At 42.5% G+C, this 12,887-nt stretch carries 13 protein-coding genes; 1 reads left to right on the top strand and 12 read right to left on the bottom strand.

All coding sequences use genetic code 11. From position 1 onward, the window contains the following. Positions 1 to 66: 66 nt before the first annotated feature. Together QUF86_RS15205 and mce are read right to left on the bottom strand one after the other, a co-directional pair. The gene (locus tag QUF86_RS15205) at positions 67 to 1,617 is read right to left on the bottom strand and encodes an acyl-CoA carboxylase subunit beta (RefSeq protein ID WP_289315735.1); all 1,551 of its coding nucleotides are present in this window, start codon (positions 1,615 to 1,617) and stop codon (positions 67 to 69) included. Beyond that, the gene (gene mce, locus QUF86_RS15200; protein ID WP_289315734.1) at positions 1,614 to 2,039 is read right to left on the bottom strand and encodes a methylmalonyl-CoA epimerase; all 426 of its coding nucleotides are present in this window, start codon (positions 2,037 to 2,039) and stop codon (positions 1,614 to 1,616) included. Before mce ends, QUF86_RS15205 begins: the two co-directional genes overlap by 4 nt. Positions 2,040 to 2,206: 167 nt before the next feature. On the opposite strand from mce, the gene prli42 reads away from it, so the two are divergent. Continuing rightward, on the top strand, positions 2,207 to 2,302 hold the full coding sequence (prli42, locus tag QUF86_RS15195) for a stressosome-associated protein Prli42 (protein ID WP_155726463.1): 96 nt from the start codon (positions 2,207 to 2,209) through the stop codon (positions 2,300 to 2,302). A 42-nt stretch (positions 2,303 to 2,344) separates the two neighbouring features. Here prli42 and QUF86_RS15190 read toward each other — a convergent pair whose 3' ends face one another. The 10 genes from QUF86_RS15190 to QUF86_RS15145 all read right to left on the bottom strand — a co-directional run bounded on the left by QUF86_RS15190 (position 2,345) and on the right by QUF86_RS15145 (position 12,850). Further along, positions 2,345 to 2,860: a L,D-transpeptidase gene (locus tag QUF86_RS15190; protein ID WP_289334779.1), complete on the bottom strand. Its 516-nt coding sequence runs from the start codon at positions 2,858 to 2,860 to the stop codon at positions 2,345 to 2,347. 31 nt (positions 2,861 to 2,891) lie between these two features. Beyond that, on the bottom strand, positions 2,892 to 3,881 hold the full coding sequence (locus QUF86_RS15185) for an aromatic acid exporter family protein (RefSeq protein ID WP_289315732.1): 990 nt from the start codon (positions 3,879 to 3,881) through the stop codon (positions 2,892 to 2,894). A gap of 193 nt (positions 3,882 to 4,074) precedes the next feature. After that, complete coding sequence (locus tag QUF86_RS15180; protein WP_289325684.1) at positions 4,075 to 4,797, bottom strand: amino acid ABC transporter ATP-binding protein; 723 nt, start codon at positions 4,795 to 4,797, stop codon at positions 4,075 to 4,077. Then, entirely contained in the window at positions 4,790 to 5,449 is a 660-nt protein-coding gene (locus QUF86_RS15175; protein ID WP_289334778.1) for an amino acid ABC transporter permease, read from the bottom strand. Before QUF86_RS15175 ends, QUF86_RS15180 begins: the two co-directional genes overlap by 8 nt. Positions 5,450 to 5,579: 130 nt before the next feature. Beyond that, positions 5,580 to 6,383 carry a transporter substrate-binding domain-containing protein gene (locus QUF86_RS15170; protein WP_421157108.1) on the bottom strand — a complete coding sequence of 268 codons (804 nt, stop codon included), beginning with the start codon at positions 6,381 to 6,383 and terminating at the stop codon, positions 5,580 to 5,582. 330 nt (positions 6,384 to 6,713) lie between these two features. Continuing rightward, positions 6,714 to 6,953: a hypothetical protein gene (locus QUF86_RS15165; protein WP_289334777.1), complete on the bottom strand. Its 240-nt coding sequence runs from the start codon at positions 6,951 to 6,953 to the stop codon at positions 6,714 to 6,716. Positions 6,954 to 7,021: 68 nt separating this feature from the next. After that, positions 7,022 to 7,459: a BrxA/BrxB family bacilliredoxin gene (locus QUF86_RS15160; protein WP_289327348.1), complete on the bottom strand. Its 438-nt coding sequence runs from the start codon at positions 7,457 to 7,459 to the stop codon at positions 7,022 to 7,024. Between the two features lie 192 nt (positions 7,460 to 7,651). After that, positions 7,652 to 8,779, bottom strand: coding sequence for a methylmalonyl Co-A mutase-associated GTPase MeaB (meaB, locus tag QUF86_RS15155; RefSeq protein ID WP_289334775.1), 1,128 nt, complete (start codon positions 8,777 to 8,779; stop codon positions 7,652 to 7,654). Further along, positions 8,779 to 10,971 (bottom strand): methylmalonyl-CoA mutase, encoded by a 2,193-nt coding sequence (gene scpA / locus QUF86_RS15150; protein WP_289315725.1) that lies wholly within the window; start codon positions 10,969 to 10,971, stop codon positions 8,779 to 8,781. Before scpA ends, meaB begins: the two co-directional genes overlap by 1 nt. 1 nt (position 10,972) lies before the next feature. Further along, a complete protein-coding gene (locus QUF86_RS15145) occupies positions 10,973 to 12,850 on the bottom strand; it encodes a methylmalonyl-CoA mutase family protein (RefSeq protein WP_289334774.1) in 1,878 nt (625 codons plus the stop codon). Positions 12,851 to 12,887 lie beyond the last annotated feature (37 nt).

The raw sequence follows: 12,887 nt of genomic DNA, 5'->3' as shown, positions 1-12,887 counted from the left end.
ATCATGATTTCTTCCCAATATGGAAAGAGCCCAAAATGGATTTATTTTGGGCTCCTTGCAGTTGGATCACAACGGGATATTGCCGTGTTTTTTCCATGGACGTTTTTCTTTTTTGTTGCGAAGCATTTCAAGTGATTGAATGATCTTAATCCTTGTTTCACGGGGATCAATTACATCATCCACCATTCCAAGACTTGCGGCAACATATGGATTGGCGAATTTCTCACGGTACTCTTCTATTTTAGCTGCACGGGTCGCATCTGGATCTTCACTATTTTGAATTTCACGGGCAAAAATGATATTTGCCGCTCCAGCAGAACCCATTACCGCGATTTCAGCATTCGGCCATGCAAACGTAAGATCCGCACCGATGGATTTACTATTAAGAGCCACGTAAGCTCCCCCGTATGCTTTACGCAGAATGATCGTCAATTTTGGTACTGTTGCTTCCGAATAAGCGTATAGCAGCTTTGCACCGTGGCGAATGATTCCGCCATGCTCTTGTTTAACGCCCGGAAAGAACCCGGAAACATCTTCAAACGTAATTAACGGAATGTTAAACGAGTCACAGAAACGAATAAAACGGGCAGCCTTATCAGATGAATCAATATCCAGTCCCCCTGCCAATACTTTTGGCTGGTTACAGACAAGCCCCACTGATTTCCCTTTGATTCGCGCTAAACCGATCACTATGTTCTTCGCAAAGCCCTCTTGCACTTCCATAAAGGAATCCTCATCGACAATTTGCTCCAATACTTTCCGAACATCATATGGACGGATCCCTTCATAAGGGACTACATCCGTTAAGTCCGGACGGTAGTCATCGCCTACGTCCGCTTCCACAACGGGCGGCTTCTCTTCATTATTTTGTGGAAGATAGCTCAGGAGACGTCTAACGTCGGCCAATACTTGTTCTTCTGTTGCTCCCTTGAAATGCGCATTACCGCTTATGGTATTATGTACAGTCGCTCCACCCAATCCTTCAGATGAAATCTTCTCACCCGTTACCGTTTCAATGACTTTGGGTCCTGTTATGAACATTTGGCTCGTTTTTTCAACCATGAAGACAAAATCGGTTATGGCTGGAGAATATACGGCTCCGCCTGCACAAGGTCCCATAATAACGGAAATTTGTGGAATGACGCCTGAATAAATGGAGTTTCGATAAAATATTTGACCATATCCGTCAAGGGAAACAACACCTTCTTGAATACGCGCTCCACCAGAATCGTTCAAACCTATGAAAGGGGCTCCATTTTCCGCTGCCAAATCCATAACATTGGCAATTTTCAGAGCATGCATTTCCCCTAGTGCACCGCCAAATACAGTAAAGTCCTGCGAAAACAGGTAAATGTCGCGGCCGTTCACCTTTCCGTAACCGGTGACAACCCCTTCTCCCGGTCCTTCTTCCTTTTCCATGCCAAAATTGGTATTACGGTGTTTGATAAAAGGATTGAGTTCAATGAAAGTTCCCGGATCAACTAGAAGTTCGATTCTTTCCCTTGCAGTAAGTTTGCCCTTTTCATGCTGCTTATCGATTCTTTCTTCTCCACCGCCCATTTCCACTTTTCGGCGTCTATCATATAAGTCATTGATCGTTTCATATATGTCTGTCATTCCTGCTCCTCCTTTGATTCGGCTCGTTCACAAAGCTCATATAATACACCCGCAGTAGACTTGGGATGAACGAAAGCAACATCTGCATGGTGCGCTCCCTTTCTTGATGAATCATCAATCATGCGCAATCCCGATTCTTTAATTTCTTCAATTCGATCTTCGATACGATCGACGCCAAGCGCCACATGATGAATACCTTCACCGCGTTTTTCAATGAATTTGGCGATTGGACTTGAAGGTGATAACGCTTCCAACAACTCCAAACGGGTATTGCCTGCCAAGATGAAGGCCACTTTTACGCCTTGGTTCTCCACTATCTCAATTCCTTCAAGTTTCAATTTCAGCGTTTCCGTGTAAAGTGGCAAAGTATCATCAAGTGACTTGACGGCAATCCCGATATGATCGATATTTTTTATCATCATTCAAACCCCCATGCTATGTATTATTGGATGACTCCATTTAAACACTACTAATCTTGCATTAAAGTCCTTTAAGATTCGGAATAATATGAACATAATACTTTTACTTGTTTCTACTAAATGTTCAAGTTAAAATGAAATCAATTAAACTGTTTTGAAGGAGAGAGCATATGGGAAACAAAAAAATAAGAAAGATCGTCGTGTATTTAATGCTTATCTCAATGTTATTAACGAGCTTATTATCAGGTATCGCATTTCTTTTGTAATAGACATCGTAATGGGGAGGGGAGCAAAAAGCTTCCCTCTCCTTATTTTATCGCTCCGTTTTTCTTTGCCAAAGTTTTGAAATCCTCGTTCGATATGGTAATCAACACCTTAGTGCCGATAGGGACTTTTTCGTACAAACGCTCTACATCGGATTTAAGCATCCGTACACAGCCATTTGAGATGTATTTACCAATTGATGATGGCTGATTCGTACCATGAATTCCGTAAATCCTCCCATCGGTATTTCGTGCATCGAAGCCAATCCACCGCGACCCCAGAGGGTTCCTGGGATCGCCGCCGGGAATATTCTTTTTACGGTAATAAGGATTGACCGCTTTTACTTTAACCGTGAAAATCCCTTCAGGTGTCAGTTCCTGGCTCTTTCCCGTACCGACCGGCAGTATCTCCTTGACCTCGTTATCATCAATGAACGCCAATTTATTGTTGGCTTTATTGATGATGATAAAAGGATCGCCAGGCTTAACAGGTTGAGGTTGGGCATGTACCTGCAGCGGCCACAAAGATAGCATAAGCAACAAAGAAAGGATCCATTTCATTCGTCTCAATCCCTTTACTTTTTTGCTTAGTTTAAGCCAAGTGCCTCTTTTTCATTCGGTTGCTGGTCAGCTTGGGTAATCCCTTGAAGGAATGCTTCAACAATAAATAGCGTTCCATTTCCTTCATGAGCTGCAGTAATGCGGCCCTGGATTCGAACTCTTCCCGTGTCTGCGGCAGTGCCATTCCCCTAAAATGAATCTCCATTTCTTCAAGCTTCTTAAGATAAAGAATGGCCGTATTTTGTGGGTGGACGTTTTCTGCCAGATCTTCTATAAAATCAGCCACTATCCCGCTTTGCTTGACGACCAATGGAATATTCGTGACTAGGGGAAGAATTCGTTCAATGATTTCAAATTGCTTTTCACGCATTTTGAAATAATGGTAATACAGGTCTTCTTCCCTTAAAAAATGATTTTCCACGTCCCTGAAGGCAAGGCTTTTGGCTTGATTAAGAAGATTGGCTGTTTCAGTAATTTCCTTACCATCCCATGTGTGATCATTATCCCTTAAATAGCGGACAATCCCCATCAAGATCGCACTAAAGTTAGTTTCGATACGTTCCTGATAGGCAAGCAGTTTCTTATCGACACTGGGCATGTACAGATTCATGACAAGCGCCACTCCAACACCAACGGCAATTAATATCGTTTCATTGATCAGCAGTGAGAAAGTGATGTCACCCGACCCATATAGGTGCATGATGATGACGCTACTCGTCACAATCCCCTCATTAATCTTCAAGGCAACTGTCGTTGGAATGAAAATCAAGAGAATCAATCCTATTATCAGTGGATGGAACGCGATGAACTGAAACATTAGGGATGAATAGGCCATTGCGATCAAACAAGCTAAAAACCGGTGCCAGGAGGCATACACCGACTTCTTTTTCGTGACTTGAATGCATAAGATCGTAATGATTCCCGCAGCCGAAAAATACTCCAGGTTAAGCATTTGTGCAATAATGATTGCCAGGGTAACCCCCAAAGCAGTTTTAATCGTTCTGTATCCGATTTTAAACATTGTTATGTATCACCTGGCTCTTTCGCTATCTATTATAATACTATCAGGAATTCAGATATTTTCACAGTCCTTTGCGAGTGAAATTTCCAATTATTCAAAATACATTCACTCAAAAATACATTATAGGAATAAAATAAAAAAAGGTAACCTAAACGTTACCTTTTTTTCATAATTATATACTATTTGCTTTAGCTTATAAAACTTTTTCCAAGAAGTCTTTTGCACGCTGGCTTTTCGGATTGGAAAAGAATTCTTCCGGAGCACTTTCCTCAACGAGCAGACCTCCATCCAGGAAAAGGACACGATCGGCCACTTCTTTGGCAAATCCCATTTCATGCGTTACGATCAGCATGGTCATCCCTGTATGTGCCAGTGACTTCATAACCTCGAGCACTTCTTTTACCATCTCGGGATCAAGAGCAGATGTCGGCTCATCAAAAAGCATTACTTCCGGGTTCATTGCCAATGCCCGTGCAATGGCGACCCTTTGTTTTTGCCCGCCTGACAGACGATTCGGATAAGCTGATTCTTTATCGGCCAAACCGACTTTAGTCAATAGCTCACGAGCTTGTTTCACTGCCTCAGCCTTTGATAATTTTTTCACCTTCATAGGTGCATATGTCAAATTCTCCAGTACGGTTTTATGAGGAAATAAATGAAAATGTTGAAATACCATCCCGACATTTTCACGCACTTTCATGATATTGGTCTTTTTTTCAGTGATAATTTGATCTTTAAATCTTATTTGACCATCAGTTGGAGTCTCGAGCATATTGATACAGCGCAAGAAAGTTGATTTTCCCGAACCGGATGGGCCGATGATCGCCAACACTTCACCCTGCCCTATCTCGGTGCTGATTCCTTTTAATACCTCGAGCTTACCATAATTTTTTTTGAGTTCATCAATTTTAATCACTGCGCCTCATTCTCCTTTCAATCACTTTGCCTAAGATGGTAAGAACCATGACCATCACATAATAAATGAGTCCGGCAAATAAAATAGGCTCGAAGAATTTATATGTCTCACCGCCGACAATATAAGCACGACGCATGATATCCCCTAATCCAATGATTGTGACAACGGCTGATTCCTTCGTTAAGGAAATCAATTCGTTCACAAGGGAGGGCAGGATATTCTTGATGGCCTGCGGAAGGATAATATTAAGCATCATCCCTGAATAAGGGACCCCAAGTGCAAGTGCAGCCTCGCGTTGCCCTTTATCGACCGCTAAAATCCCCCCCCTGATAATCTCAGAAATGTATGCCGCAGAATTTAACCCGAATGCTAAAAATGCTGCTTGGAATGCTTCGATTTGAATCCCTAATATTTGTGGTGAACCAAAATAAATAAGCATTAATTGCAGCACTAAAGGGGTACCGCGGAAAATGGATGTATAAAAGTCAGCAATCCAATTCAAGGGCTTGATTCTACTGATTTTTAGTATAGATAATAATATTCCCAAAACAAAACCGATTATAGCCGCAACCGCTACAACTTTTAATGTAGTCGGTATTCCCTCCAAGATATATGGAAGGGAGGGTATAATCCTATCAAATTCCAGATTCACTCCATTCATCCTCTCTTATGAAGGCCGTTATCCCAGGCCTTCCTCCTGCTTCATTTTAATAACAATAAAGCGCGGAAAAACGTTCAGAAGGCATATTGCATCTCTTCTGAACGTTTTTCATCTCTCTGCATTATTCAGTTTCGCTGCCACCGAACCATTTTAGTATTAATTTTTCCATTTCGCCATTCTCTAGCATTTTTTTCAATTCGGCATTGAATTCGTCAGTTAACTCGCTTCCTTTTTGGAAAGCGATTGCCGAACCGGCATCTTGTTCACCAGACTCGATCACATGGCCCACCAAATCCTTGTTATCTTTCAAATAGCCTTTAGCCACAGTATCTTCCATGATCACGGCGTCAAAACGTCCAGTAGACATTTCTTGAACAACTTCGGGAATACGATTCCGTTTTTCAACTTTCATCCCGATATCTTTGGATTTATTCAAGTCGTTTGCCAATGTCTCCTGAATGGATGCAAGCTGTACGCCTACCGTTTTCCCTTTTAAATCTTCAACAGTTTTGATCTTACTGTCCTCTGTCGTGATGATCATGTTCTTAGCTGTATAGTAAATATCACTGAAATCAACGGATTGCTCACGTTTTTCTGTCGGAGTCATTCCAGAGATAACGAAATCGACCGATTTATTTTCCAGAGCCGGCACAAGACTATTAAAGTCAATGTCTTTAACTTGGACCTCATAACCTAATTTTTTACCGATTGCTTTAGCGATATCAATGTCGAATCCTTTTATTTCATCACTTTTAGATGTTTCAACAAATTCAAATGGCGGATAATCCGCAGATGTTCCCATAACCAGGACCTTTTTGTCTTCGTTGCCAGCTGTGTTCTTATCTTCTTTCTCTGATGTTCCGCATGCCGCTAAAATACCTACTAATAAAACAGAAGTAAGCAACAATGCTAACTGCTTTTTCAACTTCATTATTATTCCTCCAAAATGATATTTTCAATTCTCTTGTTATTAAATTTGGTTTAGTTAAATTTTGAATAACTAATATTCATACACTAATGTGTATTTTAACACACTCTAATAATTATTCAATAACGTAAATAATAGATTTATTTTTCAGAATATTTACACAAGTTTCTTTCTGAGTTTTCGGACTTTCCTCCATGAGGATATATCTGGCTTCCTTATCTATCTTCTTTCCTAAACGTTCCTTAATTATGCAAGTTCATGAATAAAAAAACCCGCCGATTGGGCGGGTTTCAGACTATAGACAAACTAGAAGAAAAGCTAGTTAGTCTACGGATTTTTTCTAAAAAAAATATTCCAGTTGATTTCAGAAATCCGCTCCCTTTCCGCCGACTGTCTGCCAAGCCTCATCAAAGCAAGCGTCTGTGGTGTCTTGGCTAGCCAGTTATTCGGCAGGAGTGTCGTAAATTTCTTCAATCCAGAGAGGATTTCATTCCATATAAAAAAGTAAAAATTCATGAAGGATAACCAAGTCTTCTTTTTATAAATCATGGATCGGGATGAGAGCATTCCGAACCCCATTTTGTCAACAAACTAAAACCCGCCGATTGGGCGGGTTTTTCAGTTATGACTATGGCTTACACTTCTTCGCAATATTGGTCGAAGTAGTCTTGCAATTTTTCAACTACGGACATCGGGTGGTGACCTTCAATTTCATGGCGTTCTACCATAGTGACGATTTTTCCATCTTTCAACAATGCAAATGATGGGGATGACGGCGGATACCCTTCGAAATAATCACGTGCTCTCTCCGTTGCCTCTTTATCTTGTCCAGCAAAAACCGTAACAAGCTGATTTGGGCGTTTATCATTATGAATCGCATGAGCCGCTGCAGGTCTAGCTATACCCCCGGCGCAGCCACAAACGGAGTTGACCATAACAAGCGTCGTTCCTTTTTGTGCAAATACTTCTTCTACTTCCTCGGGAGTGGTCAATTCTGTATATCCAGCAGTCTTAATCTCATCGCGAGCCTGTTTGACTACGTCGTTCATTAAAAAATTAAAATCCATATTCATGGTATGTGCTCCTTCCAAGTTTTCTCTTCAATCCTATCATAACAATTGCCTCTTCGTGATTCAATAAATTTACCTGCTAAACAGCATAAAGCGTTCCGAATATGTTTAAAACGAAAGCGAAGCGGGAATTATATGTGTAACAACAAGAAGACTTCTTAGAAAAGGATGGGGCATGCCCCATCCTTTTCTAGTTTAATTCGGCTTAAACGTATCAGTAAAAGATTGAAACGCCTGCTTAACAGCAGCTGTGACCGTTTTATTCCCTGACATCACTTGATTCTCGAGTATAGGGAGAAGACCTTTGACGGTTTCATTTTTATAGAACATCGTTTTAAGCTGGTGATCCATTAATGAATAAAGCCATTCCTTAGATTGCATTCTTCTCCGTTCCTGGAAAACACCCGATTCCTTGGTCATATCGGAAAATTCATTCAATACATCCCAAAGCTCAGGAATTCCTTTACCGGTTATGGCAGAACAAGTATATGCCTTTCCTGCCCATCCCTTTGTTGCTGGCTGAAGGAAGTGCAAGATTCTGCTATATTCGGACTTTGTCCTAATCGCCAGCGGAATGTTCTCTCCATCCGCTTTATTGACCACAATTCCGTCCACAAGTTCCATGATCCCTTTTTTCATCCCCTGTAATTCATCCCCGGCACCTGTTAGTACAAGGAGCATGAAGAAGTCGACCATGCTTCGTACTATAGCTTCACTCTGACCGACACCAACGGTTTCTATCAGTATGACATCAAATCCTGCCGCTTCACAAAGCAACATCGTTTCCCTCGTTTTACGGTGAACTCCTCCTAAGGTGCCTTCGGATGGTGAGGGCCTTATGAAGGCATGGGGGTTTCTTGCCAGCTCCTCCATCCTCGTCTTATCGCCTAGTATACTTCCCCCATTTATCGAAGAGCTTGGATCGACGGCTAGGACAGCAACCTTATGACCCCTTTCACATAAGTAGGTTCCGAAAGTCTCGATAAACGTACTTTTTCCGGCACCAGGCACTCCGGAAATCCCGATTCGAATCGAGTTCCCGGTATGAGGAAGGATGGCATGCAATAATTCCTGTGCAGGATCGAAGTGGTGGGATGCATTGCTCTCAATCAGTGTAATCCCTTTAGCAAGCCTGGCCCTGTCCCCTTTTATGATTCCCTCCTTAAGTTCAAGGATCGGTACGTTTACATTTTGTCTTTTGACGAATTTGCTTTTTGAAGCTTTGTTATGGCTGGCTGCTAATTCTACACCTGGCTTTAATGATGAAGCAAAACCTTCCTGATTGTTATCATCGACCCATTCCGGCTTCTTGTCTTCACTCATTATTGGGCCACTTCCTCATATCCAAGGCGATTGTATATTTCCTGAAGCACTTTTTTCGCTGCCTGGGGAATGACAGTACCAGGTCCGAAAATGGCTGAAGCGCCATTTTCCATTAAGTACTCATAATCCTGTGCAGGTATGACGCCACCGACGATCACGATAATGTCTTCACGGCCCAATTTCTTCAGTTCCGACATAAGCTGAGGCAATAATGTTTTATGGCCGGCAGCAAGCGAACTCATTCCGACAACATGCACATCATTTTCCACGGCCTGTAAAGCAGTTTCTTCCGGTGTTTGGAATAATGGACCGATATCGACATCATAGCCTAAATCCGCAAAACCCGTTCCTACTACTTTAGCTCCGCGATCATGACCATCCTGACCCATTTTAGCCATTAACAAACGCGGCCTTCTTCCTTCATTTTCAAGGAACTCTTCCGTCATGCGGACGACTTCCTCAATTTCCGCTTCTTTTGAGTATGCTGAGCTGTATACGCCGCTGATTGAACGGATGGTTGCTTTGTGACGTCCAGCCACCTCTTCGATTGCATCGGAGATTTCACCTAGTGAAGCTCGTACTCTTGTAGCTTGAACAGCCAATTCCAGCAGGTTGCCTTCACCCGTTCTAGCAGCCAAGGATAGCGCCTGAAGGGCTTCATCCACCTTTGCCTGATCACGTTTCGCTTTTAATTCGCCCAAACGCTTAAGCTGACTCTCGCGAACTGCAGTATTATCAATCTCCAGTATTTCAATCGGATCTTCTTTTTTCAAACGATATTTATTGACGCCGACGATCGTTTCATCTTGAGAATCGATTTTAGCTTGACGCTTTGCAGCCGCTTCCTCGATTCTCATTTTTGGAACGCCGGTTTCAATTGCCTTTGCCATTCCTCCAAGTCCTTCGATTTCTTCTATGTGAGCCCATGCACGTTCGATTAATTCATTTGTGAGCGATTCTACATAGTATGAACCCGCCCATGGATCGATTACCTTTGTGATCCCGGTTTCCTCCTGCAGATAAAGCTGTGTGTTGCGTGCAATGCGTGCCGAGAAATCAGTTGGAAGTGCAATGGCCTCATCCAATGCGTTCGTATGCAGGGACTGAGTATGTCCAAGTGCGGCCGCATGCGCTTCAATCAGGGTCCTTGCGACATTATTAAACGGATCCTGCTCGGAGAGGCTCCAACCGGAGGTTTGGGAATGAGTCCTCAATGCCATCGCTTTATTATTTTTCGGTTCGAATTGTTTCATCAGTTTTGACCAGATGAAACGAGCCGCCCTCATTTTCGCCACTTCCATGAAATAGTTCATACCTACAGCCCAGAAGAATGACAGTCGTGGTGCAAATTTATCGATATCAATACCTGCTTTCATGCCGGTACGTGCATACTCAAGCCCATCAGCCAACGTATAGGCAAGTTCGATATCCGCCGGCGCACCCGCTTCTTGCAGATGATAACCGGAGATGGAAATGGAATTGAATTTGGGCATATATCTCGATGTATACTCGAATATATCAGCTATGATTTTCATGGACATTTCAGGTGGGTAGATATACGTATTCCGAACCATATACTCCTTTAAAATGTCATTTTGAATCGTGCCTGAAAGTTTATCCTGTGTAACGCCTTGTTCCTCAGCTGTCACGATATAAAATGCCAGGATGGGTAATACCGCCCCGTTCATGGTCATTGACACGGACATCTGATCAAGCGGAATACCGTCGAACAGGATTTTCATGTCTAGAATGGAATCAATGGCAACTCCCGCTTTCCCCACATCACCGACAACTCGCGGATGATCAGAGTCATAACCACGGTGTGTGGCTAAATCAAAGGCAACTGAGAGCCCTTTTTGCCCCATTGCGAGATTACGTCTGTAAAACGCATTCGATTCCTCAGCAGTAGAAAAACCTGCATACTGACGTACTGTCCAAGGACGGTTGACATACATCGAAGGATAGGGCCCTCTTGTAAATGGGGCGATGCCTGGTACACTCTCCATATGCTCCAAGTTGCGATTATCTTCTTTAACATAAAGCGGTTTGACTTTTATTTGTTCATTGGTTTCAAACAGAAGATCCTCGATATTTTCCCCAACGGCTTTTTCGGCTTCTTTTTTCCATGCTTCTACCGTCCCTTTAATCTCAGCCTTGGCAGGATTTATAGCAGAAAAATTCGGTTTTTTCATTTCAGCTCACCCCTAGCTTCTGCAATAATTCCAATAAAATGGCTATTGCATTCGTTTTAACATGGATAAAATCTTTGACTCCGGCTTCACTTAGTGTAATATCCAATTCTTCTTGCTGCTTGCCAGCCATATAAATATTGATTTCCGGGAATTGCTTTTTGATTTCTTTAATGGTGATTGGCGCTAATTCCGAGTAGTCACCATCACTGCCGCAAACACAATAAACAGAGAGCTTGGTGGAAGCTACGTAATCGACTGCTTCCTTAGTGGTTTGACACCCATTACTACCGAGTGTTTCAATACCTCCTGCTGCAGCCAGACTTTTAACGAAATCTGCACGGGGTTTATAGGATTTAAGATTTTTCAAGTTAATTAAACCAATCGTTGGAGCCGTTCCACTTATTTCTTTATACGTTTCACTACGTTGTCTTACCTGTTCGAACTGAATGGATACCCTATTCCTGGAAATTGACGTAATGCCAACCGGTTTCTCGACTTTCATATATGACACTTGGTTATCCTGTGTCGGAGTTTTAATCTTATCCGCTGGATTCGGATATACATTCGTTCCGATGATACTTTCTTTTCTGAAAGCCGCATTTTGAACTCTGCCTTGGTAAACTTCAGCTATTTCTTTTTGCAGGGTGCCTTGCTTAATTAGCTCTAAAATCCCCCCGGCTTCATCGATTTCAAGGAAGTTCGCCCAAGCCTTTTCAGCCAATTCATCCGTTAATTGCTCAACATACCATGAACCGCCAGCAGGATCGACCACTGTCGTGATATTTGTTTCTTCTTTTAATATCAAGTGAGTGTTGCGGGCGATTCTTTCTGAAAAATCATCAACTTCACCAGTTGCGTGAGTAAATGGATGAATTTGAAGGTATTGAATGCCTCCAATAGCTGCAGCGAAAGCTTGGTTTGTGGTCCGAAGAATATTGACGTGCTGATCATATAGCGTTTCTGTCAATTCGGAAGTAACAGCATGTATGGCCATTTTAAAATGGTCCTGAGCTGTATCGAAGGCTTCAGCAAGACCTGCCCAAAGCCTCCTGGCAGCCCTCAGTTTAGCGATGGACATGAAGTAATTGGAATCCACTGCAAACGAAAATACTATTCTTTCGGATACTGAAGAAATAGAAAGCCCTTGTTTTTGCCCTTCCAATAGATATTGGACGGCTGCGGATAATCCGTACGCTATTTCTTGTACGGCATTAGCCCCTCCATTATGATAGACTGCCGTATTAATCAGAACTGTCTTTAAATCCCGGCCTATCTTCTGATAATCTTGGATCGTCTTCATCCAGTCTGCAAAATAGTTATCCGTATCTTCTGGCAGCTGTCCGCCAATGAGCCATTCTGCAATGGGATCTTCTGCAACTACACCTGTCAATTGGGCATTTTGCGATTCGGCAATAGCTTTGAATTGCGGGAATAATCCTTTTTGTTTCCCCTTAAGGTCAATGAAAATCGGGATTTCCTTTAATGGGATATCCTTAAACAACTTTTCGGCCCTTGCCCCCTCAGCAAGCAATCGTGCAGGGTATGCCACAACATTTTGACCGCGCTTGAATGACGCCTTCATCTTTTCATTTGCCTCTTCTGCCGTGGTACCGCTTACAGGTTGAACGACAAGCCAAGGTTTTTCATAATAACCCATTGGGGACGTTCCTCGGGTGAAAGGGAAGAATCCTGGCAATTCAGATACTTTTACTGTCGAATCCGCCTTTTCTGTATAGAGCGGATATAACGTGATGCCCTCATATGTATTCGTTTTTAACTTTTCTATACTTTTTCCTTTTAAACTGGCTTCCGCAGCTTCTTTCCACTCTTCAAAAGAAGGCCTAGGAAAGGTTATGTTTTTCACATCTTTCAGTTCCATCTGTAATCGCTTTCTTATCGTCTGCCGCCTCAAATGC

Source organism: Peribacillus sp. NJ11, assembly GCF_030348405.1.
Taxonomy (GTDB): domain Bacteria; phylum Bacillota; class Bacilli; order Bacillales; family DSM-1321; genus Peribacillus.
The sequence above is the reverse complement of the archived record's forward strand: the minus strand, read 5'-3'. Positions and strand labels throughout refer to the sequence as shown.